We start from the raw sequence: 24,868 nt of genomic DNA, 5'->3' as shown, positions 1-24,868 counted from the left end.
GGGGAGGGGCCCGGTGCCGGCCGTGCCGCCGCCCGCCGTGCCCGGACCGTCGCCCGGCTCGTGGTGCGGGCTCGTCACCCGGCCCGCCCTCACAGCACCGCTCCCGCGCTCAGCGCCGCCTCGATCTCGTCCGGCGTCGGCATCGCGGAGGAGCACTCCAGACGGGAGGCGACGATCGCGCCGGCGGCGTTGGCGTACCGCATGATCCGCTCCAGGTCCCAGCCTTCGAGCAGGCCGTGGCAGAGGGCGCCGCCGAAGGCGTCGCCGGCGCCGAGGCCGTTGAGGACGTTCACCGGCAGCGGCGGGATCTCGGCGGCCCCGCCCTGCCGGTCGACGGCGAGGACGCCCTTGGGTCCCTGCTTGACGACGGCGAGTTCGACCCCGGCGTCGAGCAGGGCGCGGGCGGCGGCGTGCGGTTCGCGGACGCCGGTGGCGACCTCCACCTCGTCGAGGTTGCCGACGGCGACGGTGGTGTGCTTCAGCGCCTCCGCGTAGAAGGGGCGGGCGGCGTCGGGGTCCCGCCAGAACATGGGCCGCCAGTCCAGGTCGAAGACGGTGATGCCCGCCTTGGACCGGTGGGCGAGGGCCGCGAGGGTCGCCGTACGGCTGGGCTCCTCGCTCAGGCCGGTGCCGGTCACCCAGAAGATCCGGGCGTCGCGCAGGGCGTCGAGGTCGAGCTCGTGGGCGTCGATCTCCAGGTCCGGGGCCTTGGGCTGCCGGTAGAAGTACAGCGGGAAGTCGTCCGGCGGGAACACCTCGCAGAAGGTGACCGGCGTGGGCAGGCCCGGCACGGCGGTGACCCAGCGGTCGTCGACACCGAAGTCGCGCAGCGCCTCGTGGAGGTAGGTGCCGAAGGGGTCGTCGCCGGTGCGGGTGATCACCGCCGTACGGCGGCCGAGGCGGGCGGCGGCGACCGCGACGTTGGTGGCCGATCCGCCGAGGAACTTGCCGAAGGACGACACCTGCGGGAGCGGGACGCCGGTCTGGAGCGGATACAGGTCCACACCGATGCGCCCCATGGTGATCAGGTCGTACGCCATCGAGATCCCTTCGCGTCGCTCGCTCCTTCGCGGCTCTGTGAGGGTTTCTAGTCGTGGGCGGACGACCCTGTCAATAGTTTGTCCAGACATTCGGACTAGATATTCCGGTCAGCGGCACGCGCGGCGCGGGCCCGCACGCACACAGACACCACCGACCCGATGTCAACGCGCCGCGCCAGAACCCCCGCGCACGCCTTTGCTGCACCTTCGTCACAAACACCACCCGCGTGTCACGGTTGTCCCGGCTGCGCGGACCGCTGGTCACACCCGCCCGACAGGCCCTACCCAACGGTCACCCGGAGTCGTTGACGGACCACAGGCTTGGCGATCGCCAGCGCAGCGCCCGGCTCCCCCGACGGCCACCCTCAGGCCGCCGCCGCGGCGCGCGCGGGGAGGTGCAACTCGTGACCGACCGAAGGCTCTGGTCCTACAAGGACATCGCGGCGCACATCCGCGTCCAGCCCGACACCGTCCGCTCCTACCGCAAGCACGGCCTGCTGCCGCCGCCCGATCACGTCGAGGGCGGCAAGCCGTACTGGTACGCGGACACGGTCCGGGCGTGGGTCGCGTCCCGGCCGGGCAACCGCAGGCGCAGACAGGACTGACCCGGGTCCCGCCCCGCCGGAAAATCACTCCGTCCCCCACCTCGCCGTGGGGCACAGTGCTGCGATGGACTTCTCCGTCAAACCCGTGCTGACCGGCGAACGGGTCGTGCTGCGGCCGTTCACCGCCGACGACGCCACCACGATGTGGGAGATCATCGGCGACCCCGAGGTCGTCCGGTACACCTTCGAACCGTCCACCGACCTCACCCCGGAGCGCCTGCGCGCCTGGTACGGCTCCCGCTCCGAGCAGCCCGACCGCCTCGACCTCGCCGTCACCGACCGGGCGAGCGGCGAACTCGTCGGCGAGGTCGTGCTGCACGACTGGGATCCGCAGGCCCGCAGCTGCACCTTCCGCACCCTGATCGGACCGCGCGGCCGGGGCCGGGGCCTCGGCACCGAGGCGACCCGGCTCATCGTCGGCCACGGTTTCGAACAGCTCGGGCTGCACCGCATCCAGTTGGAGGCCTACGGCCACAACCACCGCGCCCTGCGGGTCTACGAGAAGGTCGGCTTCGTGGTCGAGGGGGTGCGGCGGGAGGCCGCCTTCCGGGACGGCGCGTGGGTGGACGAGGTGCTGATGGCCCTGCTCGACCGCGAGTGGGCCGCGCTCAGCTCCACGGTTCGATGACCGTCACGCCCGCTCCGGGCGCCGTACCCAGCGCCGCGAGCGCGTCCGGGGCGGCGGCGAGCGGGATCGTCGAGGTGACGAGCAGGTCGGGGCGCAGGGCGCCGGTGCGGACCAGTTCCAGCAGGGGCGGGTAGGTGTGGGCGGCCATGCCGTGACTGCCGAGGAGTTCCAGTTCGAGGGCCACCGCGCGGGCCATCGGGACGGGCGTCGTCCCGTCCGGTGAGGGCAGCAGCCCGACCTGGACGTGCCGGCCGCGGCGGCGCAGCCCGTTCACGGAGGCGGCGCAGGTGGCGGGCGAGCCGAGGGCGTCCAGGGAGAGATGGGCGCCGCCACCGGTCAGCTCGCGGACCGCCTCGGCGGTGTCCGCGACCCGCCTGGCGTCCACGCACTCCGCGGCACCGAACGCGCGGGCCAGCTCGAGGGCCCGCGGCGATATGTCCACCGCGGCCACGCGGGCCCCGGCCGCCGCCGCGATCATCACCGCCGACAGCCCCACGCCCCCGCACCCGTGCACGGCGACCCACTCCCCCGCCGCCACCCGCCCCTGCTGCACCACCGCCCGGAACGCGGTGGCGAACCGGCAGCCCAGCGAGGCGGCCGTGGCGAAGGACATCTCCTCGGGTACGACGACGAGGTTCACGTCGGCGTGGTCGAGGGCCACGTACTGCGCGAAGGACCCCCAGTGGGTGAAGCCCGGCTGGGTCTGCCGTTCGCACACCTGCTGGTCGCCCGCCGCGCAGGCCGGGCAGGTGCCGCAGGCGCAGACGAACGGCACGGTGACGCGGTCGCCGGGCCGCACGCGGGTCACCCGGGCGCCGACCGCCTCGACGACTCCGGCCAGCTCATGACCGGGGACGTGCGGCAGGGTGATGTCCGGGTCGTGCCCCTGCCAGCCGTGCCAGTCGCTGCGGCACAGCCCGGTGGCCTCGACCCGCACCACGACCCCGTGCTCCGCCGGCCGCGGGTCCGCCACCTCCCGGACCTCGGGTCGCTCCCCGTACCGCTCGAACACCACCGCGCGCATGCGTCCTCGCCCTCCGTCGCCGTCCGTCGCCTTCGCCGGGGAACGGTAACCGTCCGCGGCGGCGACACGGCGGGCCACTCGGGGCGGGCACCTCTTTGAGAAATACCCCCTAGGGGTATAGTGTTGAGTACAGCGAGGCCCCCTCGGGCCCCCTCAACCCCATACGCCTCGACGAGGAGTAACGACATGAGCGCCCAGACCGACACCCAGGGTTCCGTCACCACCGTCTACAAGGTGACCGGGATGAGCTGCGGACACTGCGAGGGCTCGGTCTCCGCCGAACTCGGCCAGCTCCCCGGCGTGACGTCGGTGCAGGCCGTCGCCGCCAAGGGCGAGGTCACCGTCGTCTCCGAGGCGCCGCTGGACGAGGAGGCCGTGCGCGCCGCCGTCGACGAGGCCGGCTACGAGCTGGTCGGCCGCGCCTGAGCCGCAGCGAAGCCACGACCGCCGACACCGGGCCGTACTCCGCCGACAATGGTGGCGTACGGTCCGGTCCGTCGTCTGGAGCCCGGACATGACCACCACCGACACGCCCATAGACGCACCCGAGACCTCCCAGGTCGAGCTGCTGATCGGCGGCATGACCTGCGCGGCCTGCGCCGCCCGCGTCGAGAAGAAGCTCAACCGCATGGACGGGGTCACCGCCACGGTGAACTTCGCGACGGAGAAGGCCAAGGTCACCTACCCCGCCGGGGTCGAGGTCGCCGACCTGATCGCCACCGTCGAGAAGACCGGCTACACCGCGCAGGAACCCCCGCCGCCGGCCCCGGCCCCCGCCGACGCCCCGGAGGACGTACGGCCGGAGGACCCTGCGGCGGCGGACCCGCAGCTCGCGGCCCTGCGCGAACGGCTCGTCGTCTCCGCCGTCCTCGCCGTCCCCGTCGTGCTGCTCGCGATGATCCCGGCCCTCCAGTTCGACAACTGGCAGTGGCTCTCCCTCACCCTCGCCGCGCCCGTCGTGGTCTGGGGCGGGCTGCCCTTCCACCGGGCCGCTTGGACCAATGCCCGGCACGCCGCCTCCACCATGGACACCCTGGTGTCGGTCGGCACGCTCGCCGCGTTCGGCTGGTCGGTGTGGGCCCTGTTCTTCGGTGACGCGGGCATGCCCGGCATACGGCATGGCTTCGACCTCACCGTCTCCCGCACCGACGGCACCTCCGCCATCTACCTGGAGGTCGCCGCCGGTGTCACCGCGTTCCTGCTCCTCGGCCGCTATCTGGAGGCCCGCGCCAAGCGGCGCGCGGGCGCCGCGCTGCGCACCCTGATGGAGCTGGGCGCGAAGGACGTGGCCGTACTGCGGTCCGGGCGCGAGGTGCGGATCCCGGTGGGGCGGCTGGCGGTGGGCGACCGCTTCGTCGTACGGCCCGGGGAGAAGATCGCCACCGACGGCACCGTGGTCGAGGGCGCGTCCGCCGTGGACGTCTCCATGCTGACTGGCGAGTCCGTGCCGGTGGACGTGACCGTCGGGGACACCGTCACCGGCGCCACCGTGAACACCGCCGGGCGCCTGGTCGTCGAGGCCACCCGGATCGGCGCCGACACCCGGCTGGCCCGGATGGCCCGGCTGGTCGAGGACGCGCAGAACGGCAAGGCGGAGGTGCAGCGGCTCGCCGACCGGGTCGCCGCGGTCTTCGTGCCCGTGGTGCTGCTGATCGCGGCCGTCACCTTCGGCGGCTGGCTCGGCGCGACCGGCGACACCGTCGCCGCGTTCACGGCCGCCGTCGCGGTGCTGATCATCGCCTGCCCGTGCGCCCTCGGGCTGGCCACACCGACCGCGCTGCTGGTCGGCACCGGGCGCGGCGCCCAGCTCGGCATCCTCATCAAGGGCCCCGAGGTCCTGGAGACCACCCGCCGGATCGACACCGTCGTCCTCGACAAGACGGGCACCGTGACGACCGGGCGGATGACCCTCCAGGAGGTGTACGTCGCCGAGGGCGCCGACGAGAAGCAGGTGCTGCGGCTCGCGGGCGCCCTGGAGCACGCGTCCGAGCATCCCGTCGCCCGCGCGGTGGCCACCGGCGCCGAGGAGCGGGCCGGGGAGCTGCCGGCGGCCGAGCGGTTCGAGAACGTGCCCGGACGGGGCGTGCGCGGGCGCGTGGAGGGCCACGAGGTGGCCGTGGGCCGGCTCTTCGACTCCCTGCCCCCGGAGCTGGCCGCGGCCCGCGAGCAGGCCGAGCGCGGCGGTCGTACGGCCGTGGTGGTGGGCTGGGACGGGGTCGCGCGCGGGGTGCTCGCGGTCGCGGACGCCGTGAAGGAGACCAGTGCGGAGGCGGTGCGCGAGCTGCGCGCGCTGGGGCTCACGCCGGTGCTGCTGACCGGCGACAACCGGACGGTCGCCGAGGCGGTGGCCGCCGAGGTCGGCGTCGACGAGGTGATCGCCGAGGTGCTGCCGGAGGACAAGGTGGCCGTCGTCAGGCGGCTCCAGGAGGAGGGCCGTACGGTCGCGATGGTCGGCGACGGTGTCAACGACGCCGCCGCGCTCGCCACCGCCGATCTGGGGCTCGCGCTGGGCACGGGGACCGACGCGGCGATCGAGGCGGGGGATCTGACGCTCGTCCGCGGGGATCTGCGGGTCGCGGCGGACGCCATCCGCCTGTCCCGCCGGACGCTGGCCACCATCAAGGGCAACCTCGTCTGGGCGTTCGGCTACAACGTGGCCGCGTTGCCGCTGGCCGCGGCGGGTCTGCTGAACCCGATGATCGCGGGCGCGGCGATGGCGTTCTCGTCGGTCTTCGTGGTCACGAACAGCTTGCGGCTGCGGACGTTCCGCGAGACCCCCCTTCAATCCGGCGCAAGCCTCACATAAGCTCTTCACAAGGCTCGCGCATCATCCTTACGCTTGAGCCCCGTTCGTCGTATCGGGCCTCTTGCGCATCTTTTGGGACATATGCAAGAGACGCAGATCACAGTGATGTGAACGTAACCATCGAAGGGGTTCGAAGGTCTAAGTTGGCGATGTCAGAAGGCGTCTTGGGGGGCGCCGGCTGGCATCTGGGGATGTCTTGGGGGACTTCTCCAGATGGGGGTACCTCCCTGCTCGAACGCGGTTGAGAGCTTGGGGGAGCGTTGCCGGGGCACGTACACCGGGAAGCTTTGAGCGGCCCTCCCAGCGTGCGCTGTCCCGGCAGACCGCAGTCACAACATCACAGGTGAACACGCAACACCCGAGCGTGATGAGTTTTGCTCATTGTGCTCACAGCGATTCAGGCGCTGGTCTCACAGACGCCCGGCCGGATCCCGTGGGGGGAATCCGCACCGGGACATGGGAAGGCGCCCTGGTCGCCGGCCCGTGGGGGGACCGGCGCACCGGGGCGCCTTCCGCTTGCCGTACGACGGTCCCCACGGCCCCGCAGCCCGCCCGTCGGGCCTTCCCACGGACGCAGGAAGGCCCCGCACCCTCCACGGGTACGGGGCCTGGGGATGCTGCGGCTCAGCGCTCCTCGACGGGAACGAAGTCGCGCTCGACCACGCCGGTGTAGATCTGGCGCGGGCGGCCGATGCGGGAGCCCGGCTCCTTGATCATCTCGTGCCACTGGGCGATCCAGCCCGGGAGGCGGCCGAGGGCGAACAGGACCGTGAACATCTCGGTCGGGAAGCCCATGGCCCGGTAGATCAGGCCGGTGTAGAAGTCGACGTTCGGGTAGAGGTTGCGCGAGACGAAGTAGTCGTCGGCGAGCGCGTGCTCCTCCAGCTTGAGCGCGATGTCCAGCAGCTCGTCGGTCTTGCCGAGCGCGGACAGCACGTCGTGCGCGGCGGCCTTGATGATCTTGGCGCGCGGGTCGAAGTTCTTGTAGACCCGGTGGCCGAAGCCCATCAGGCGGACGCCGTCCTCCTTGTTCTTCACCTTGCGGATGAAGGAGTCGACGTCGCCGCCGGCGTCGCGGATGCCCTCCAGCATCTCCAGCACCGACTGGTTGGCACCGCCGTGCAGCGGGCCCCACAGCGCGTTGATGCCGGCGGAGATCGAGGCGAACATGTTCGCCTGCGAGGAGCCGACGAGGCGGACCGTGGAGGTCGAGCAGTTCTGCTCGTGGTCGGCGTGCAGGATCAGCAGCTTGTCCAGCGCCGAGACCACGATCGGGTCCAGCTCGTACTCCTGCGCCGGGACCGAGAAGGTCATGCGGAGGAAGTTCTCCACGTAGCCCAGGTCGTTGCGCGGGTAGACGAACGGGTGGCCGACCGACTTCTTGTACGCGTACGCCGCGATCGTCGGGAGCTTGGCGAGCAGCCGGATCGTGGAGAGGTTGCGCTGCTGCTCGTCGAACGGGTTGTGGCTGTCCTGGTAGAAGGTGGACAGCGCGGAGACCACCGAGGACAGCATGGCCATCGGGTGGGCGTCCCGCGGGAAGCCGCGGTAGAAGTTCTTGACGTCCTCGTGCAGCAGGGTGTGCCGGGTGATGTCGTCCTTGAACGCGGCGAGCTGGTCGACGGTCGGCAGCTCACCGTTGATCAGCAGGTAGGCCACCTCCAGGAAGGTGGAGCGCTCGGCCAGCTGCTCGATCGGGTAGCCGCGGTACCGGAGGATGCCCTGCTCGCCGTCGAGGTAGGTGATGGCGGATTTATAGGCGGCGGTGTTGCCGTAGCCGCTGTCCAGGGTCACGAGCCCGGTCTGGGCGCGGAGCTTGCCGATGTCGAAGCCCTTGTCCCCGACGGTGCTGTCGATCACCGGGTAGGTGTACTCGTTACCGTCGTACCGCAGTACTACAGAGTTGTCGCTCACGTCTTCCCTCACCGACGTAGTGCCTCATCTTCGAGGTGCCCTGACTGTCTCTACCATCCCCCATTTGGCTCAGGAGAGTGCACTCGGGGTCGACCATTGGGCTTATCGGCGGCACTCAGTGCCGCCAACTTGCTCATCCTGCCCCCTTGATTCCCCTTCCGGAAGAGCTGTGTGACCTTTACGACTCGTTTGATCGATCATTTTTTTGTCTCGCTCACGAACACCGCCCCGGGATGCCCCGAACTCACGCCCCGGGCCGCCCGCCGGAGAGCCGGAAGTCGAGCGCCGTACAGCGCCGTCCGGCCGACACCGTGCGCACCGCCTGGCCGATCGCCTTGCGCGAACCGACGAGGACGACGAGCTGTCTGGCCCGGGTGACCGCCGTGTAGAGCAGATTGCGCTGGAGCATCATCCAGGCACCCGTGGTGACCGGGATCACCACGGCCGGGTACTCGCTGCCCTGCGAGCGGTGGATGGTCACCGCGTAGGCGTGGGCCAGCTCGTCCAGCTCGTCGAAGTCGTACGGCACCTCCTCGTCCTCGTCCGTCAGCACCGTCAGGCGCTGGTCGACCGGGTCGAGCGAGGTGACCACGCCCACGGTGCCGTTGAAGACACCGTTCTTCCCCTTTTCATAATTGTTGCGGATCTGGGTGACCTTGTCGCCGACCCGGAAAACGCGTCCGCCGAACCGCTTCTCGGGCAGATCCGGCCGGCCCGGGGTGATGGCCTGCTGGAGGAGTCCGTTCAGGGTGCCCGCGCCGGCCGGCCCGCGGTGCATCGGGGCCAGCACCTGCACGTCCCGGCGCGGGTCGAGCCCGAACTTGGCCGGAATCCGGCGGGCCGCGACGTCGACGGTGAGCCGTCCGGCGGCCTCCGTGTCGTCCTCCACGAAGAGGTAGAAGTCCTTCAGCCCGTCGGTGAGGGGGTGCTGCCCGGCATTGATCCGGTGCGCGTTGCTGACGACGCCGGACTGCTGGGCCTGGCGGAAGACACGGGTGAGCCGCACGGCGGGGAGCGGGCTGCCGTCGGCGAGCAGATCGCGCAGGACCTCGCCCGCGCCGACGCTGGGAAGCTGGTCGACGTCTCCGACGAACAGCAGATGGGCGCCGGGGGGAACGGCTTTCACCAGCTTGTTGGCGAGGAGGAGGTCGAGCATGGAGGCCTCGTCCACGACGACGAGGTCGGCGTCGAGGGGGCGGTCCTTGTCGTACGCCGCGTCCCCGCCGGGCTTCAGCTCCAGCAGCCGGTGGACGGTGGAGGCCTCGGCGCCGGTCAGTTCGGCGAGCCGTTTCGCCGCCCGGCCGGTCGGGGCGGCGAGCAGCACCTTGGCCCGCTTGGCGCGGGCCAGCTCCACGATGGACCGCACGGTGAACGACTTGCCGCAGCCGGGGCCGCCGGTGAGCACGGCGACCTTCTCGGTCAACGCGAGCTTGACGGCGGCCTCCTGCTCGGGCGCGAGGTCGGCGCCGGTACGGGTTTTCAGCCAGCCGAGGGCCTTGTCCCAGTCGACGTCCCGGAAGCCCGGCATCCGGTCCTGCTCCGTGCGCAGGAGCCGCAACAGCTGGGCGGCGAGGGAGACTTCGGCGCGGTGGAAGGGGACCAGGTAGACCGCCGTGACGGGCTCGTCGGCGTCTCCCTCGGGGCCGGGCACCTTCTCCCGTACGACCCCGGGGTCGCCGCCGTCCTCCGGCGGCTGGGCCAGCTCGGCCAGGCACTCGATGACGAGCCCGGTGTCCACCTGGAGCAGCTTGACGGCGTCCGCGATCAGCCGCTCCTCCGGGAGGTAGCAGTGCCCTTGGTCGGCGGACTGCGACAGCGCGTACTGGAGCCCCGCCTTGACCCGCTCCGGGCTGTCGTGCGGGATGCCGACGGACTGGGCGATCTTGTCGGCGGTGAGGAAGCCGATGCCCCAGACGTCGGCGGCGAGGCGGTACGGCTGGTTCTTCACCACCGAGATGGACGCGTCGCCGTACTTCTTGTAGATCCGCACGGCGATGGAGGTGGAGACGTCCACGGTCTGGAGGAACAGCATCACCTCCTTGATCGCCTTCTGCTCCTCCCAGGCGTCGGCGATCTTCTTGGTCCGCTTGGGCCCGAGCCCGGGGACCTCGATGAGCCGCTTGGGCTCCTCCTCGATGATCCTGAGGGTGTCGATCCCGAAGTGCTGCGTGATGCGGTCGGCGAAGACCGGGCCGATCCCCTTGACCAGCCCGGACCCCAGATAACGGCGGATGCCCTGGACGGTGGCCGGCAGGACGGTGGTGTAGTTCTCCACGTGGAACTGCTTGCCGTACTGGGGGTGTGACCCCCAGCGTCCCTCCATCCGCAGGGACTCCCCCACCTGCGCACCGAGCAGCGCGCCGACGACCGTGAGCAGGTCTCCGCCGCCTCTGCCCGTGTCGACGCGGGCGACCGTGTAGCCGTTCTCCTCATTGGCGTACGTGATCCGCTCCAGCACGCCTTCGAGAACGGCGAGTCGCCGCTCTCCCGGGGTGGCAGCAGCCGTCTGGTTGGGCATGATCCGACGGTACCCGGGGGGTGTGACAGCGGGTGGCCGTCAGGGGTGGGGGTGCTGCTCCTTGAGCGCCGCGAGGAAGGGCGCGAAGGCGCTGGTGGGGAAGGTGAGGTGGGCTGCCGCCGGGGCTTTGGAGTCGCGGATGGCTATGTGGGTGGGGGTGGTGGCGATCTCCACGCAAGCGTTGCCCTCTCCGCCGCCGGAGTAGGAGGACTTCCGCCAGTTACCGGGGGTGGTCATCGACTCACAGCTCCTTCGCCAACCTGTGGATGAAGTCACGCGACCGTCCCGGGTCAAGTGACACTTCCTCCAGCCTACGGAAGAGCGTTCGAAAGCGGTCGAGTTGGGCCTGGGCATCGATGAACGATGTGCCATGCGGGCCGTCGCGCACCACAGTGTCCAGCTGGGGCACGGGGCCACCCGCGTACACCATGGCGCTGCCGGCTCCACCGAAGTTGTCGAGGTCGAAGGGGATGACGCGCACGGTGACATGGGAGGCTTCCGAAATCTCCAGAACACGAGCGAGCTGGGACCGCGCTGCGGAGCGGTCGCCAACCCGGATGCGCAGCGCCGCCTCGTGAATCACGGCGTTGTACGGGATCGGTGCCGAGCGCTCGATGATGACCTTGCGCTTCATCCGGTGCTCCACCCTGCGCTCTACCTCCTCCTCGGGGAACTCAGGGTTCACGTACGAGAAGAGCGCCCGGGCATAGCCCTCGTTCTGCAGAAGGCCGGGAACGTGCAGGAAGTCCGCGTCCCACCGGTAAGAGGCGTGGTGTTCCAGCTCGGCGAGGTCGAGGAATGACGTGGGAAGGTGACCCCGGTACTCCTCCCACCAACCGTGGGTTCCGTCCGTGGCCATCGCCACCAGCGCCTCGATCAACTCCGTGTCCGTGCAGGAGTAGTGAGCCGCCAGTCGCCGGACACGCTCCTCGCTGACACCCGCCGTCCCGAACTCGATCTGACTCACCTGAGCCGAGTCCGTCCCGAGCAGCGCTGCCGCTTCACGCCCCTTGAGTCCGGCAGCCTCACGTAGTTTGCGCAGCTCGGCGCCTAAGCGCTCCTGCCGAGCGGTGGGCTGGCGCCTGCGCGGCATGACTTCCTCCTTGCTCCCAACTACGTGGGGGCAGTGCCTCGTTCGAGCGGCAGGTTACGACAACGACTTGCACCGTCCCAAATTATGGCCCTACCGTCAGTGACGCGACGCACACAGTGCGAAACGCCGGGGCCCCGGAAGCGCACCGCTCCGTCCTGCCATGACGGCTGCGGCAACGACACCACGAGCCCCCGCATGACTCCCCACCGACCAAACGGAGTTGACGCATGCCCGAAAACGAAGCCTGGGAGTACTCCCTCTACATCCCCAACGACCTCCGTGCCGTCACCATCAGCCGCCGCACTCTCCGCCTCATCCTCACCATGCACGGGCTGATCAGCCTCGTCGACGTCGCCGAACTGCTGGCCGCCGAGCTGGTCTCCAACGCCGTACGGCACACCAAGGGGCCGGCCGCGCTGCGGGTGCGGTGGTCGCCGCCCGGCACGCTGCGGATCGGGGCGTGGGACGCGGACCCCGAGCCACCCGAGCCGCCCATCACCTTCGAGCGGGCGACGGAGTTGGAAGAAGGGCGAGGGCTCGCACTGGTGCGGGCCTGCTCCGACCTGTGGGGGTGGCAGCCGTTGTCGAGATTCGGCAACCGGGGGAAGTACGTGTGGTGCGAGCTGGAGGCCGCGTGATGGTGGGCTCGTCGCATGCGGCGCCGCCCGGAGCGCGCATCCTTGACCTCAACTTTGGTTGAGGCGCAACACTCCGCGTATGGAGACCAACACCATTCTCTTCCGCAACACCATGCGCATCACCGAAGGCCACCTCGACGGCTTCCGGCACGCCATCGCGCAGGCGGTGGCGTTCACTCGAGAGCACGGCCCTCAGCTCATGGTGGACATCTTCATCGACGAGGAGCGGATGCTGGCGCACAGCTTCCAGCTCTACCGCGACTCCGATGCCATCCGCGCCCACTGGCGGCTGTCGGATCCGTACATCCGCGAGGTGATGGAGCACTGCACCGTGCAGCAATTCGAGATATTCGGTGCACCGGACCACGACATCGTGGCGGCCCTCAAGACCCCCGACGGTGCGTCCTTCCCCTACACCATCTCGCCCCGCCTCGCCGGCTTCAACCGCCTTGAGACACCTGGCCGGGGCGAAGCGCCCTCTGATGCGGCGGGTGAGTGAACGCGAGCCGCGAACGAGCGACTTCTCGGACGAGCCGACGAGCCATGGCGGGCTGTCCCCACGGTCACCTCCGGAGCCGCCGGGGGCTCACGCCCCGGCCTGGGACACCACGTGGTTGATGACCTTCTCGAACTCCTCCGTCGGGGAGAACTCGACCAGCTCCGTGTCCTCCTCGACGACCGGGACGTGGCCCGGTGACCAGTAGTACGCCTGGCCCGCCTCGTAGGTTTCCTCACCCCGGGGCGTGCGCATTCGGATGCGACCCTTCAGGACGTAGCCCCAGTGCGGGCACTGGCAGGCGTCGTCGGGCATGCCCTGGAGGGCCGGGCCCATGTCCGTGCCCTGCGGGAGGGTGAGGTAGCCGATGGACATGCCGCCGCCGATCGGCTTCATGCGCAGTTCGAGGCCGTCGCCTTCGAGTGCGACGGGGACCTCGTCACGGGTCGCGGACGTCATGGCTCCTCCGTCTCCGGTCCCTGCTCGCTGAAGCTGAAGGGCCTGGGCGACTTCGTTTTCCGTTCTGGTTCCAGCGTGGTCCCGGCCGTCCCCCTGCGCGACTTCGCGTGTGCTCATCTGAGCGCCGTTCATCACGATGTGGTCTCGGCCTCCCGCCGAGGGGTTGAACAGCGGGCGTGTAATCGATTTCATCCTCCGTGACAGTCGATGTAATCGATTCCATGAGCTTTCACGAGGAGGTGGGAGCAGGCGATGGCGAGCATCAAGGACGTCGCCGCCGAGGCGGGTGTCTCCGTCGCCACGGTCTCGCGGGTGCTGAACGAGCACCCGTCCGTGAGCGCCGAGGCACGCGGGCGCGTGCTGGCCGCCGTCGAGGCGCTGGGGTACCGGCCGAACGCTGTCGCCCGGTCCTTGCGGACGGATCAGACCCGCACCCTGGGTCTGGTCATCAGCGACGTGCTGAATCCTTACTTCACCGAGCTTGCCCGCTCCGTCGAGGAGGAGGCCCGCGCGCTCGGCTACAGCGTCATCATCGGCAACGCCGACGAGCGGCCCGACCTCCAGGACCATCACGTGCGGACGCTGCTCGACCGGCGTATCGACGGGCTTCTCGTGTCCCCCACCGACGGCGGGTCGCCGTTGATGCTGGACGCCGCGCGGGCCGGGACGCCCATGGTGTTCGTCGACCGGTGGATTCCCGGCGTGGACGTGCCCGTGGTGCGCGCGGACGGGCGGGGTGCCGTGCGGGATCTCGTCGCGCATCTGTACGGGCTCGGGCACCGGCGGCTCGCCATCATCGCGGGGCCCGCGGCGACCACCACCGGCAGTGAGCGCGTGGCCGCCTTCCGGGAGGCCCTGGCCGAGTACGGGCTGCCGCTGCCCGGCGAGTACATCGGCCAGGGCGACTTCCAGGCCGAGAGCGGGCGGCGCGTCACCGAGGGGTTCCTCGACCTGCCCGAGCCGCCCGAGGTCGTCTTCGCCGCCGACAACCTCATGGCGCTCGGCGCCCTGGACGCCGTCCGCGCGCGCGGGCTGCGGGTGCCTCAGGACATCGGGCTCGCCGCGTTCGACGACATCCCGTGGTTCGTGCACACCGATCCGCCGGTCACCGCGATCGCCCAGCCCACGGGCGAGCTGGGCCGGGCCGCCGTACGGGCCCTGGTGGACCGGATCGAGGGGCGGGCCCCGCGGTCCGTGACCCTGCCCGCCCGGCTCGTCGTGCGCCGCTCGTGCGGCGAGACCCCCGAGGCATCCGAGGCATCCGAGGCATCCGAGAAGAACAGGAGCACGCCGTGAGCGACCCGGACGAGTTGCTGCGCATCGAGGGCATCCGCAAGACCTTCCCGGGCGTGGTCGCGCTGGACGGCGTCGACTTCGCGCTGCGCCGGGGCGAGGTGCACGTGCTGCTCGGCGAGAACGGCGCCGGCAAGAGCACCCTCATCAAGATGCTCTCCGGTGCCTACCGGCCCGACGCCGGGCGGATCCTGGTCGGCGGCGAGGAGGTGCGCATCAACGGTGCGCAGGACTCGGAGCGGCTGGGGATCGCCACCATCTACCAGGAGTTCAATCTCGTCCCCGATCTGACCGTCGCCGAGAACATCTTCCTCGGGCGTCAGCCGCGGCGCTTCGGGATGATCGACCGCAAGCGGATGGAGGCCGAGGCCGCCGTGCTGCTGGAGCGCGTCGGCGTCGACGTGTCCCCCCGCGCGCGGGTCCGTGAACTCGGCATCGCCCGACTCCAGATGGTCGAGATCGCGAAGGCGCTCAGCCTGGACGCGCGCGTGCTGATCATGGACGAGCCGACCGCCGTGCTGACCAGCGAAGAGGTCGAGAAGCTGTTCGCCATCGTGCGCTCGCTGCGCGCGGACGGGGTCGGCGTCGTCTTCATCACCCACCACCTGGAGGAGATCGCCGCCCTCGGGGACCGGGTGACCGTCATCCGGGACGGACGCAGTGTGGGCGAGGTGCCCGCCTCCACCCCCGAGGACGAGCTGGTACGGCTCATGGTGGGGCGGTCCATCGAGCAGCAGTACCCGCGGGAGCGTACGCAGCCCGGGCCCGCGCTGCTGTCGGTGGAAGGGCTCACCCGGGACGGTGTCTTCCACGACGTCAGCTTCGAGGTGCGGGCCGGTGAGGTCGTCGGCGTCGCGGGGCTGGTGGGGGCCGGGCGGACCGAGGTCGTCCGGGCCGTGTTCGGGGCCGACCCCTACGACGAGGGCGCGGTGAAGGTCGCGGGCACCCGGCTGCGGCGGCACGACGTGAACGCCGCCATGGCGGCCGGCATCGGGCTCGTGCCCGAGGACCGCAAGGGGCAGGGGCTGGTGCTGGACGCCTCCGTCGAGGAGAACCTGGGACTGGTCACCCTGCGCAAGGCCACTCGCGCGGGGCTCGTCGACCTGAAGGGGCAGCGCTCGGCCGCCGAGCGGATCGCCGGGCAGCTCGGCGTGCGCATGGCGGGCCTCGGACAGCATGTGCGCACGCTGTCCGGCGGCAACCAGCAGAAGGTCGTCATCGGCAAGTGGCTGCTCGCCGACACCAGGGTGCTGATCCTCGACGAGCCGACGCGCGGGATCGACGTCGGCGCCAAGGTCGAGATCTACCAGCTGATCAACGAGCTGACGGCCGCCGGGGCCGCCGTTTTGATGATCTCCAGTGATCTGCCGGAGGTCCTGGGGATGAGCGACCGCGTCCTGGTCATGGCCCAGGGCCGGATCGCCGGTGAACTCCCCGCCGAACGGGCCACCCAGGACGCCGTCATGGCGCTCGCCGTCGGCACCCCCACCGGCACCCCCACCGGCACCCCCGCCACTTCCACGGAAACGGAGGCCTCCCGTGGCCACTGACACGCTCAAGAGCACATCGGGCGCGGGCGGCGCCTCCGCCTCGGGCGGCCTGCGCCGCCTCCTGCTCGACAACGGCGCGCTCACCGCGCTGATCGTCCTCGTCGTCGCCCTGTCCGCGCTGTCCGGTGACTTCCTGACGACGGACAACCTGCTGAACATCGGCGTCCAGGCGGCGGTCACCGCGATCCTCGCCTTCGGCGTCACCTTCGTCATCGTCTCGGCGGGCATCGACCTGTCGGTGGGTTCGGTGGCCGCGCTGTCCGCGACGGTCCTCGCCTGGAGCGCGACGAGCGAGGGCGTCCCGGTCGCGCTGGCGGTGGTCCTGGCGGTCGCCACCGGCATCGTCTGCGGCCTGGTCAACGGCTTCCTGATCTCGTACGGCAAACTCCCGCCGTTCATCGCCACGCTCGCGATGCTGTCGGTGGCACGCGGTCTGTCCCTGGTGATCTCGCAGGGCTCCCCGATCGCCTTCCCGGAGTCCGTCTCGCACCTCGGGGACACGCTGGGCGGCTGGCTGCCGGTGCCGGTGCTGGTCATGGTCGTGATGGGGCTGCTGACGGCGTTCGTGCTGGGCCGGACGTACCTCGGGCGTTCGATGTACGCGATCGGCGGCAACGAGGAGGCGGCCCGGCTGTCGGGGCTGCGGGTGAAGCGGCAGAAGCTCGCGATCTACGCCCTGTCCGGGCTGTTCGCGGCGGCGGCCGGCATCGTGCTCGCCTCCCGGCTCTCCTCCGCGCAGCCGCAGGCCGCGCAGGGCTACGAGCTGGACGCCATCGCGGCGGTCGTCATCGGCGGCGCCTCGCTGGCGGGCGGCACGGGCAAGGCTTCGGGCACGCTGATCGGCGCGCTGATCCTGGCGGTGCTGCGCAACGGCCTCAACCTGCTGTCGGTGTCCGCGTTCTGGCAACAGGTCGTGATCGGTGTGGTGATCGCGCTGGCGGTGCTGCTGGACACGGTGCGGCGCAAAGCCGGGGCGACGCCGGTGACCGCGGGGAGCGGCGGCAGCGGCGGCAAGGGCCGGCAGACGGTGACGTACCTCCTCGCGGCCGTGGTCGCGGCAGCCGTGGTCGGCGCCACCTCCCTCCTCCACGGCGGCTCCCCGGCGGCGCGCACGGAGAAGATCGGCCTGTCCCTGTCGACCCTCAACAACCCCTTCTTCGTGCAGATCCGCGCCGGCGCCGAGGAGCGGGCGCGGAAGCTGGGCGTGGACCTGACGGTCACCGACGCCCAGAACGACGCCTCGCAGCAGGCCAACCAGTTGCAGAACTTCACCAGCGAGGGCGTCGGCTCGATCATCGTCAACCCGGTCGACTCGGACGCGGCGGGCCCCTCGGTACGCGCGGCGAACCAGGCGGACATCCCCGTGGTGGGCGTCGACCGCGGCGTCAACAAGGCGGACACGGCGGCGCTGGTCGCCTCCGACAACGTCGAGGGCGGCAGGCTGGGCGCGCGGGCGCTAGCCGAGAAGCTGGGCGGCAAGGGCACGATCGTCGTCCTCCAGGGCCAGCCGGGCACGTCCGCCAGCCGTGAGCGCGGCGCGGGCTTCGCGGCCGGGCTGAAGGAGTTCCCGGGCATCCGGGTCGTCGCCAGGCAGCCGGCCGACTTCGACCGCACCAAGGGCCTCGACGTGATGACCAACCTGCTCCAGGCGCACCCCGGCATCGACGGCGTCTTCGCCGAGAACGACGAGATGGCGCTCGGCGCGATCAAGGCGCTGGGTGCGAAGGCCGGCACGTCGGTGCAGGTGGTCGGCTTCGACGGCACGCCGGACGGGCTGAAGGCGGTCGAGGCGGGCACGCTGTACGCCTCGGTCGCGCAGCAGCCGAGGGAGCTGGGCCGGATCGCGGTGGACAACGCGCTGCGGGCGGCCGAGGGCGAGAAGACCGAGGAGATGGTGAAGGTGCCGGTGAAGGTGGTCACGAAGGAGAACGTGGCCGGCTTCGGCGGCTGACACACGGGCACGGGCGGGCGGCCGTACGAGCGCCCGCCCCGTTCGGCTATCAGGGGAGACGACTGATGTACGACTACGACCTCCTGGTCGTGGGGTCGGCCAACGCCGACCTGGTGATCGGCGTGGAGCGGCGGCCGGGCCCCGGCGAGACGGTGCTCGGCTCCGACCTCGCGGTGCACCCGGGCGGCAAGGGCGCCAACCAGGCCGTCGCGGCGGCCCGGCTGGGTGCCCGTACGGCGCTGCTGGCCCGGGTCGGCGACGACGCGCACGGCCGGCTGCTGCTGGACGCGCAGCGGGCGGCCGGGGTCGACACGGTGGGTGTGCTGGTGGGCGGCGCGCCGACCGGTGTCGCGCTGATCACCGTCGACCCGTCGGGTGACAACAGCATCGTGGTGTCGCCCGGCGCCAACGGGAAGCTGACGCCCGCCGACATCCGCGCGGCCGGCAGCCTCTTCCACGCCTCCCGCGTGGTGTCCGCCCAGCTGGAGATCCCGCTGGAGACGGTCGTGGAGGTCGTGCGGACGCTGCCGCCGGGCACCCGTTTCGTGCTCAACCCGTCCCCGCCGCGCCCGCTGCCGCAGGAGGTGCTGACGGCCTGTGATCCGCTGATCGTCAACGAGCACGAGGCGCGGGTGCTGCTCGGCGAGGCGGGCGTGGGCGACGTACCCGAGGACTGGGCGCGGCTGCTGCTCGCCAGGGGCCCCCGTTCGGTCGTGGTCACTCTGGGCGCGCGGGGTGCGCTGGTGGCGTCGGCGGAGGGTGTGGCGCGGGTGCCGTCCGTGAGGGTGGAGGCGGTGGACACCACGGGTGCGGGCGACGCGTTCACGGCGGCGCTGGCCTGGCGGCTGGGGTCCGGGGAGTCGCTCGCGGACGCGGCGGCGTACGCGGCCCGGGTCGGCGCGGCGGCCGTCACCCGCGCGGGCGCGCAGGAGTCGTACCCGACGGCGGCGGAGGTCGCGGCGCTGTGAGGAAGGCCGGGATCCTGAACCGGCATCTGGCCGGTGCCCTGGCCGAACTGGGCCACGGCCACGAGGTGCTGGTCTGCGACGCCGGCATGCCGGTCCCCGACGGCCCCCGTGTGGTGGACCTGGCCTTCCGGGCGGGGGTGCCGTCCTTCGCCGAGGTGCTGGAGGGCCTGCTGGACGAGCTGGTCGTGGAGGGCGCGACGGCGGCGACGGAGGTGCGGGCCGCCAATCCGCCGGCGGCGGAGTTGCTGGCCGGCTGCTTCCCCGAGCTGACACTCGTCCCGCACGAGCGGCTGAAGGAGCTGGCGGCGGGCGCGCGTCTCGTCGTACGGACCGGGGAGGCACGGCCGTACGCGAACGTGCTGCTGCGGTGCGGGGTGTTCTTCTAGGCACCTCTCAGACTCGTACGGGGTCCCCCTCGGCGATCGTCCCCACCCGCACCACCTCCGCGTACACGCCCGCGATGGGCTCCGGGTCCCTTCCGGTCCGGGCGGGCATGCTGTTGGCGCGGGTGACGACGCGCAGCGCGTCCGGGTCGCGGGGCAGGCTTCCGTGGACGAGGGTCGGGATGGCGCAGCGGGGGGTGCCCGCGACCACGCGCAGTACGGCGTCGTCCCCGATGCGCAGCTCGCTCCCGATCCAGTCGTTCTCGACGAATCCGTCGCCGCCGGTGTCGATCAGCAGGTTGGGCCGGTAGCGCTCCGGTTCGGCGAGGCCGCGTGGGTTCTCGGCGGCGAGCCGCTTGAGGGTGGCCGTCGTGATCAGGTGCACGGGGGCGCCGAGGAAGAGCGAGGCCGGCGCGGGGGCGGGGGCGAGGGTGACGGGGCGGCCGACGTACGCCGAGAGTACGGCGTCGACTTCCGGGGCGGTGCTGTGGGTGCCGGCGCCGTCCGGGAGGGTGATCCGCACGTCGCCCGTCTCGTCGAGGGCCGCGCCGCATCTCAGCACCGTCTGGTAGAGCCGCGCCTGGAGCGCGGTGACGAACTCGCCGCTGTCCGGGTCCAGCAACGCCAGCCGCCGATCTCCCGCGAGCCCTCGTGCGGTGAGATCGGCGGTGCGGAGGCGTTGGCCGAGCATGGCCTTGACGGGGTAGCGCCAGAGTGCGGTGACCGTGCCCAGCCGGGTTTCCATGCCTCCGAGCATCACACGGAGGGCATCACTCCATCACGCCTTTACTCCATCACGTGTTCGACGAAGCGGACGGCGGTCTCCGCCAGCACCTCCCGCCCGTCCCGCGCCCACAACTCGTCGTTGAACAGCTCCACTTCGATGGCCCCGGTGTATCCGGCCGCCTCGACGTAGCCCTTCCACTCCCGCATGTCGATCGCGCCGTCGCCGATCTGGCCGCGGCCGTTGAGGACGCCCTCGGGCAGCGGGGTGGTCCAGTCGGCGAGCTGGAAGGTGTGGATGCGGCCGGACGCGCCCGCGCGGGCGATCTCGGCGGGGGCGCGGTCGTCCCACCAGAGGTGGTACGTGTCGACGGTGACGCCGACCTGGTGGGCGGGGAAGCGTTCCGCGAGGTCGAGGGCCTGGGTGAGGGTGGAGACCACGCAGCGGTCGGCGGCGTACATCGGGTGCAGGGGCTCGATGGCCAGCCGTACGCCGTGCTGCTCGGCGTAGGGGCCGAGTTCGGCCAGCGCGTCAGCGATGCGTTCGCGGGCGCCGTGCAGGTCCTTGGAGCCGGCGGGGAGGCCGCCGGAGACCAGGACGAGGGTGTCGGTGCCGAGGGTCGCCGCCTCGTCGACGGCCCGGCGGTTGTCGTCCAGCGCGCGGGCGCGCTCGGCCGGGTCGATGGCCGTGAAGAAGCCGCCGCGGCACAGGGTGGTCACCGTCAGGCCCGCGTCGCGGACCAGTTTGGCGGTGGCCTCCAGGCCGTACGACCGGACCGGCTCGCGCCACAGGCCGACGTTGTGGACGCCCAGGGCGGCGCAGGCGTCGGCCAGTTCCGGCATCGACAGCTGCTTCACCGTCATCTGGTTGATGGAGAAGCGGGTCAGGTCCGCGGTCACTGGGCGACTCCGTACATCGCGAGGAGGGTCTTCATCCGCTCCTCCGCCAGCTTCGGGTCGGGGAACAGGCCGAGGCCGTCGGCGAGTTCGTAGGCGCGGGCGAAGTGCGGCAGGGAGCGGGCCGACTGGAGGCCGCCGACCATGGTGAAGTGGGACTGGTGGCCGGCCAGCCAGGCCAGGAAGACCACGCCCGTCTTGTAGAAGCGGGTGGGGGCCTGGAAGAGGTGGCGGGAGAGGGCGACGGTGGGGTCGAGGAGTTCGCGGAAGCCGGTGACGTCCCCGGTGTCGAGGACCCGGACCGCCTCGGCCGCCAGCGGGCCCAGCGGGTCGAAGATGCCGAGCAGGGCGTGGCTGAAGCCCTGGTCGTCGCCCGCGATCAGCTCGGGGTAGTTGAAGTCGTCTCCGGTGTAGCAGCGCACGCCCTGCGGGAGGCGGCGGCGCAGGTCGATCTCGCGCTGGGCGTCCAGGAGGGACACCTTGATGCCGTCGACCTTGTCGGGGTGGGCCGCGATCACCTCCAGGAAGGTGTCGGTGGCCGCGTCGAGGTCGGACGAGCCCCAGTAGCCCTCCAGCGCCGGGTCGAACATGGGGCCGAGCCAGTGCAGGATCACCGGCTCTGCGGCCTGGCGGAGCAGGTGGCCGTAGATCTCCAGGTAGTCCTCGGGGCCGGACGCGGCCTTCGCCAGGGCGCGGGAGGCCATGAGGATGGCCTGGGCGCCCGCCTCCTCGACGACCGCGAGCTGCTCCTCGTAGGCGGCGCGTACCTCGGCGAGGGTGCCGGAGGCGAGCTGGTCGGTGCCGACGCCGCAGGCGATACGGCCGCCGACCGCCTTCGCCTCGGCGGCGGACCGGCGGATCAGCTCGGCCGCGCCCGCCCAGTCCAGGCCCACCCCGCGCTGCGCGGTGTCCATGGCCTCGGCGACGCCGAGCCCGTGGGACCACAGGTGGCGGCGGAAGGCGAGGGTGGCGTCCCAGTCGACGGCGGCCGGGGAGTCGGGCGTGACGTCGGCGTACGGGTCGGCGACGACGTGCGCCGCGGAGAACACCGTACGGGAGGTGAAGGGGGCGCCGGGGGTGACGGCGAGGGGGTCGGTGCGCGGCTCGTAGGCGCGCAGGCCGCCCGTCGCGTCCGGGAGCTGGATGGTCACAGGGAGACCTCCGGTACGTCGAGACGGCGGCCCTCCGCCGAGGACTTCAGGCCCAGCTCGGCGAGCTGGACGCCGCGGGCGCCGGCGAGCAGGTCCCAGTGGTACGGGGCGTCGGCGTAGACGTGCTTGAGGAACAGCTCCCACTGGGCCTTGAAGCCGTTGTCGAACTCGCCGTTGTCGGGGACCTCCTGCCACTGGTCGCGGAAGACCTCGGTGGCGGGGATGTCGGGGTTCCAGACCGGCTTGGGGGTGGCGCTGCGGTGCTGGACGCGGCAGTTACGCAGGCCCGCGACCGCGGAGCCCTCGGTGCCGTCGACCTGGAACTCGACGAGTTCGTCGCGGTTGACGCGGACCGCCCAGGAGGAGTTGATCTGGGCGATGGCGCCGCCCTCCAGCTCGAAGATGCCGTAGGCGGCGTCGTCGGCGGTGGCGTCGTAGGGCTTGCCCTCCTCGTCCCAGCGCTGCGGGATGTGGGTGGCGGTGAGCGCCTGGACGGAGGTGACCCGGCCGAACAGCTCGTGCAGGACGTACTCCCAGTGCGGGAACATGTCGACGACGATGCCGCCGCCGTCCTCGGCGCGGTAGTTCCACGACGGGCGCTGCGCGGCCTGCCAGTCTCCCTCGAAGACCCAGTAGCCGAACTCGCCGCGGATGGAGAGGATCCGGCCGAAGAAGCCGCCGTCGATGAGGCGCTTGAGCTTGAGCAGGCCCGGCAGGAACAGCTTGTCCTGGACCACGCCGTGCTTGATGCCGGCCGCGGCGGCCAGGCGGGCCAGCTCCAGGGCGCCGTCGAGGCCGGTGGCGGTGGGCTTCTCGGTGTAGACGTGCTTGCCGGCGGCGATCGCCTTCCTGATCGCCTCCTCGCGGGCGGAGGTGACCTGCGCGTCGAAGTAGATGTCCACGTCCGGGTCGGCGAGGACCGCGTCCAGGTCGGTGGAGACGTGCTCCAGGCCGTGCCGCTCGGCGAGCGCCTTCAGGGCGTGCTCGCGGCGGCCGACCAGGATCGGCTCCGGCCACAGCGCGGTGCCGTCGCCGAGGTCGAGGCCGCCCTGCTCCCGGATGGCGAGGATGGAGCGGACGAGGTGCTGGCGGTAGCCCATCCGCCCCGTCACACCGTTCATGGCGATACGCACCGTCTTGCGTGTCACGTCGGTCCCTTCTTAGGCGTCGTACGCGTCGTACGCGGGGTGTGCGCGCCGCGTACGCCCCCTGGCACTGACTGGTGAGCGGTACAGCAAGCGCTTTCTATGTGATGAGAAGCTAGCCTCTCGGCAGGGGTCTGGACAAGACCACCGCACACTGGACCTGTTCGAGGGGGCGAACACGCGGGCCCGTCAGGCTTATGGTCTGCACGGAACCGCGGGCGGCACGGGGAGCGTCGCCCGATACGCCGACGACGTACGACGAGGTACGACCATGCGCGACATGCGCGAGACGCGCGACCGGAGGACGACGAGATGACGGTGACCCTGGCGGACGTGGCGGCCCGCGCCCAGGTCTCGCCCGCGACGGTGTCGCGCGTGCTGAACGGGAACTACCCGGTGGCCGCCTCGACCCGGGAGCGGGTCCTGAAGGCGGTCGACGAACTGGACTACGTCCTCAACGGCCCCGCGAGCGCGCTCGCCGCCGCCACGTCCGACCTCGTCGGCATCCTCGTGAACGACATCGCCGACCCCTTCTTCGGGATCATGGCGAGCGCGATCCAGTCCGAGATCGGCGGGCCCGGCGGGCGCGCGGGCGGGGAGCGGCTGGCTGTCGTCTGCAACACCGGCGGCTCACCGGAGCGGGAGCTGACCTATCTGACGCTGCTGCAACGGCAGCGGGCCGCGGCCGTGGTGCTGACCGGCGGGGCCGTGGAGAACGAACCGCACGCGGCGGCGGTGGCGGCGAAGCTGCGCAAGCTCAGCGACGCCGGGACGCGGGTCGTGCTGTGCGGGCGCCCGCCCGCGCCGGACACCGACGCGATCGCCCTCACCTTCGACAACCGCGGCGGCGGCAAGGAGCTGACGGAACACCTGATCGGCCTCGGCCACCGCCGCCTCGGCTACATCGCGGGCCCCGAGGAGCGCACCACCACCCGCCACCGCCTGGAGGGCCACCGCGCGGCGCTCGCCGCCGCGGGCATCGAGGAGGACCCCCGCTGGACGGTCCACGGCCGCTACGACCGCCGGTCCGGCTACGAGGCGACCCTGGAACTCCTGCGCCGCGACCCGACGATCACCGCGGTGGTCGCCGCCAACGACTCCGTCGCCCTCGGCGCCTGCGCCGCCCTGCGCGAGTCCGGCCTGCGCATCCCGGAGGACGTCTCCGTCGCCGGCTTCGACGACCTGCCCTTCAGCATCGACGCGGTGCCCGCGCTGACGACGGTGCGGCTGCCGCTGGCCGAGGCGGGCGCCCGCGCCGGCCGCATCGCCATGGGCCGCGAGGAGCCGCCGCCGGGCGGGGTGGCGACGGTGCGGGGGGAGCTGATGGTACGGGGGTCTTCGGGGGCGCCTCGGCCGTGAGGGGGCGGCAGCATGACGGCTAGTCGCCGTCCGTCGCCCGCTCGGGGGGAGACAGTGGCCGGCCGGTGAGGCAGCCGGGGTCGTCGGCGCCGTAGGCGTCTATGCGGACGAGGGGCATGACGGGTCGTCCCTCCTGTCGTCGGAGGGTGTACATACTAGTAGTTACAGACTCTGCTGAATCAGTGGATCAATCCGCTCGCGTGCGATTAGTTTCGGCCCGGTCGGCC

The 24,868-nt window shown here is 71.6% G+C and carries 23 protein-coding genes; 12 read left to right on the top strand and 11 right to left on the bottom strand.

Going from position 1 to position 24,868, the window contains the following annotated elements; all coding sequences use genetic code 11:
* Positions 1 to 89: 89 nt before the first annotated feature.
* Positions 90 to 1,040 carry a 5-dehydro-2-deoxygluconokinase gene (gene iolC / locus ACIG0D_RS01390; RefSeq protein WP_399795546.1) on the bottom strand — a complete coding sequence of 317 codons (951 nt, stop codon included), beginning with the start codon at positions 1,038 to 1,040 and terminating at the stop codon, positions 90 to 92.
* 404 nt (positions 1,041 to 1,444) lie between these two features.
* On the opposite strand from iolC, the gene ACIG0D_RS01385 reads away from it, so the two are divergent.
* Both ACIG0D_RS01385 and ACIG0D_RS01380 read left to right on the top strand, forming a co-directional pair.
* A complete protein-coding gene (locus tag ACIG0D_RS01385; RefSeq protein WP_399795545.1) occupies positions 1,445 to 1,645 on the top strand; it encodes a helix-turn-helix transcriptional regulator in 201 nt (66 codons plus the stop codon).
* 64 nt (positions 1,646 to 1,709) lie between these two features.
* Positions 1,710 to 2,273, top strand: a complete 564-nt coding sequence (locus tag ACIG0D_RS01380; RefSeq protein WP_399795544.1) for a GNAT family N-acetyltransferase — start codon at positions 1,710 to 1,712, stop codon at positions 2,271 to 2,273.
* Here the strand turns inward: ACIG0D_RS01380 and ACIG0D_RS01375 are convergent.
* Positions 2,254 to 3,297, bottom strand: a complete 1,044-nt coding sequence (locus ACIG0D_RS01375) for a zinc-dependent alcohol dehydrogenase family protein (RefSeq protein WP_399795543.1) — start codon at positions 3,295 to 3,297, stop codon at positions 2,254 to 2,256. The genes ACIG0D_RS01380 and ACIG0D_RS01375 overlap by 20 nt on opposite strands.
* A gap of 186 nt (positions 3,298 to 3,483) precedes the next feature.
* Here ACIG0D_RS01375 and ACIG0D_RS01370 point away from each other — a divergent pair, with 186 nt between their 5' ends.
* Positions 3,484 to 3,723 (top strand): heavy-metal-associated domain-containing protein, encoded by a 240-nt coding sequence (locus ACIG0D_RS01370; RefSeq protein WP_365757558.1) that lies wholly within the window; start codon positions 3,484 to 3,486, stop codon positions 3,721 to 3,723.
* Positions 3,724 to 3,811: 88 nt separating this feature from the next.
* Entirely contained in the window at positions 3,812 to 6,103 is a 2,292-nt protein-coding gene (locus ACIG0D_RS01365) for a heavy metal translocating P-type ATPase (RefSeq protein ID WP_399795542.1), read from the top strand.
* A gap of 624 nt (positions 6,104 to 6,727) precedes the next feature.
* Here ACIG0D_RS01365 and ACIG0D_RS01360 read toward each other — a convergent pair.
* The 4 genes from ACIG0D_RS01360 to ACIG0D_RS01345 form a co-directional block, all read right to left on the bottom strand.
* Positions 6,728 to 8,017, bottom strand: a complete 1,290-nt coding sequence (locus ACIG0D_RS01360; protein WP_365757562.1) for a citrate synthase — start codon at positions 8,015 to 8,017, stop codon at positions 6,728 to 6,730.
* A 244-nt stretch (positions 8,018 to 8,261) separates the two neighbouring features.
* Complete coding sequence (locus tag ACIG0D_RS01355) at positions 8,262 to 10,535, bottom strand: ATP-dependent RecD-like DNA helicase (protein ID WP_399795541.1); 2,274 nt, start codon at positions 10,533 to 10,535, stop codon at positions 8,262 to 8,264.
* Between the two features lie 39 nt (positions 10,536 to 10,574).
* A complete protein-coding gene (locus tag ACIG0D_RS01350; protein ID WP_399795540.1) occupies positions 10,575 to 10,772 on the bottom strand; it encodes a DUF397 domain-containing protein in 198 nt (65 codons plus the stop codon).
* A 4-nt stretch (positions 10,773 to 10,776) separates the two neighbouring features.
* Positions 10,777 to 11,628: a helix-turn-helix domain-containing protein gene (locus ACIG0D_RS01345; RefSeq protein WP_399795539.1), complete on the bottom strand. Its 852-nt coding sequence runs from the start codon at positions 11,626 to 11,628 to the stop codon at positions 10,777 to 10,779.
* Positions 11,629 to 11,855: 227 nt separating this feature from the next.
* Between ACIG0D_RS01345 and ACIG0D_RS01340 the strand changes: the two genes are divergently transcribed.
* Together ACIG0D_RS01340 and ACIG0D_RS01335 are read left to right on the top strand one after the other, a co-directional pair.
* On the top strand, positions 11,856 to 12,266 hold the full coding sequence (locus ACIG0D_RS01340; protein ID WP_399795538.1) for an ATP-binding protein: 411 nt from the start codon (positions 11,856 to 11,858) through the stop codon (positions 12,264 to 12,266).
* 79 nt (positions 12,267 to 12,345) lie between these two features.
* Entirely contained in the window at positions 12,346 to 12,765 is a 420-nt protein-coding gene (locus tag ACIG0D_RS01335; RefSeq protein ID WP_399795537.1) for a hypothetical protein, read from the top strand.
* 87 nt (positions 12,766 to 12,852) lie between these two features.
* On the opposite strand, the gene ACIG0D_RS01330 is transcribed toward ACIG0D_RS01335, so the two are convergent.
* Positions 12,853 to 13,221 carry a hypothetical protein gene (locus ACIG0D_RS01330; protein ID WP_399795536.1) on the bottom strand — a complete coding sequence of 123 codons (369 nt, stop codon included), beginning with the start codon at positions 13,219 to 13,221 and terminating at the stop codon, positions 12,853 to 12,855.
* A gap of 252 nt (positions 13,222 to 13,473) precedes the next feature.
* Here ACIG0D_RS01330 and ACIG0D_RS01325 point away from each other — a divergent pair, with 252 nt between their 5' ends.
* The 5 genes from ACIG0D_RS01325 (at position 13,474) to rbsD (ending at position 19,369) form a co-directional block, all read left to right on the top strand.
* On the top strand, positions 13,474 to 14,517 hold the full coding sequence (locus ACIG0D_RS01325; protein WP_399795535.1) for a LacI family DNA-binding transcriptional regulator: 1,044 nt from the start codon (positions 13,474 to 13,476) through the stop codon (positions 14,515 to 14,517).
* Positions 14,514 to 16,064, top strand: coding sequence for a sugar ABC transporter ATP-binding protein (locus ACIG0D_RS01320; RefSeq protein ID WP_399795534.1), 1,551 nt, complete (start codon positions 14,514 to 14,516; stop codon positions 16,062 to 16,064). Before ACIG0D_RS01325 ends, ACIG0D_RS01320 begins: the two co-directional genes overlap by 4 nt.
* Positions 16,054 to 18,015 carry a substrate-binding domain-containing protein gene (locus ACIG0D_RS01315; protein WP_399795533.1) on the top strand — a complete coding sequence of 654 codons (1,962 nt, stop codon included), beginning with the start codon at positions 16,054 to 16,056 and terminating at the stop codon, positions 18,013 to 18,015. The genes ACIG0D_RS01320 and ACIG0D_RS01315 overlap by 11 nt, the downstream gene beginning before the upstream one ends.
* A 65-nt stretch (positions 18,016 to 18,080) precedes the next feature.
* Positions 18,081 to 18,983 (top strand): ribokinase, encoded by a 903-nt coding sequence (locus ACIG0D_RS01310; protein ID WP_399795532.1) that lies wholly within the window; start codon positions 18,081 to 18,083, stop codon positions 18,981 to 18,983.
* Positions 18,980 to 19,369, top strand: a complete 390-nt coding sequence (gene rbsD, locus ACIG0D_RS01305; protein ID WP_399795531.1) for a D-ribose pyranase — start codon at positions 18,980 to 18,982, stop codon at positions 19,367 to 19,369. The genes ACIG0D_RS01310 and rbsD overlap by 4 nt, the downstream gene beginning before the upstream one ends.
* A gap of 7 nt (positions 19,370 to 19,376) precedes the next feature.
* On the opposite strand, the gene ACIG0D_RS01300 is transcribed toward rbsD, so the two are convergent.
* Genes ACIG0D_RS01300 through ACIG0D_RS01285 form a run of 4 tightly spaced genes read right to left on the bottom strand, consistent with a single transcriptional unit; the run spans position 19,377 to position 23,285 of the window.
* Positions 19,377 to 20,111, bottom strand: a complete 735-nt coding sequence (locus ACIG0D_RS01300) for an MOSC domain-containing protein (RefSeq protein WP_399795530.1) — start codon at positions 20,109 to 20,111, stop codon at positions 19,377 to 19,379.
* A gap of 41 nt (positions 20,112 to 20,152) precedes the next feature.
* Positions 20,153 to 20,953, bottom strand: a complete 801-nt coding sequence (locus ACIG0D_RS01295) for a sugar phosphate isomerase/epimerase family protein (protein WP_399796336.1) — start codon at positions 20,951 to 20,953, stop codon at positions 20,153 to 20,155.
* A 32-nt stretch (positions 20,954 to 20,985) separates the two neighbouring features.
* On the bottom strand, positions 20,986 to 22,137 hold the full coding sequence (locus tag ACIG0D_RS01290) for a dihydrodipicolinate synthase family protein (RefSeq protein WP_399795529.1): 1,152 nt from the start codon (positions 22,135 to 22,137) through the stop codon (positions 20,986 to 20,988).
* Positions 22,134 to 23,285 (bottom strand): Gfo/Idh/MocA family protein, encoded by a 1,152-nt coding sequence (locus tag ACIG0D_RS01285; protein ID WP_399795528.1) that lies wholly within the window; start codon positions 23,283 to 23,285, stop codon positions 22,134 to 22,136. The genes ACIG0D_RS01290 and ACIG0D_RS01285 overlap by 4 nt, the downstream gene beginning before the upstream one ends.
* 309 nt (positions 23,286 to 23,594) lie before the next feature.
* Here ACIG0D_RS01285 and ACIG0D_RS01280 point away from each other — a divergent pair, with 309 nt between their 5' ends.
* On the top strand, positions 23,595 to 24,641 hold the full coding sequence (locus ACIG0D_RS01280) for a LacI family DNA-binding transcriptional regulator (protein WP_399795527.1): 1,047 nt from the start codon (positions 23,595 to 23,597) through the stop codon (positions 24,639 to 24,641).
* Positions 24,642 to 24,868: the final 227 nt, after the last annotated feature.

Source organism: Streptomyces sp. NPDC052773, assembly GCF_044547145.1.
Lineage (GTDB): Bacteria > Actinomycetota > Actinomycetes > Streptomycetales > Streptomycetaceae > Streptomyces.
This window is presented reverse-complemented; position numbering and strand designations above follow the sequence as displayed.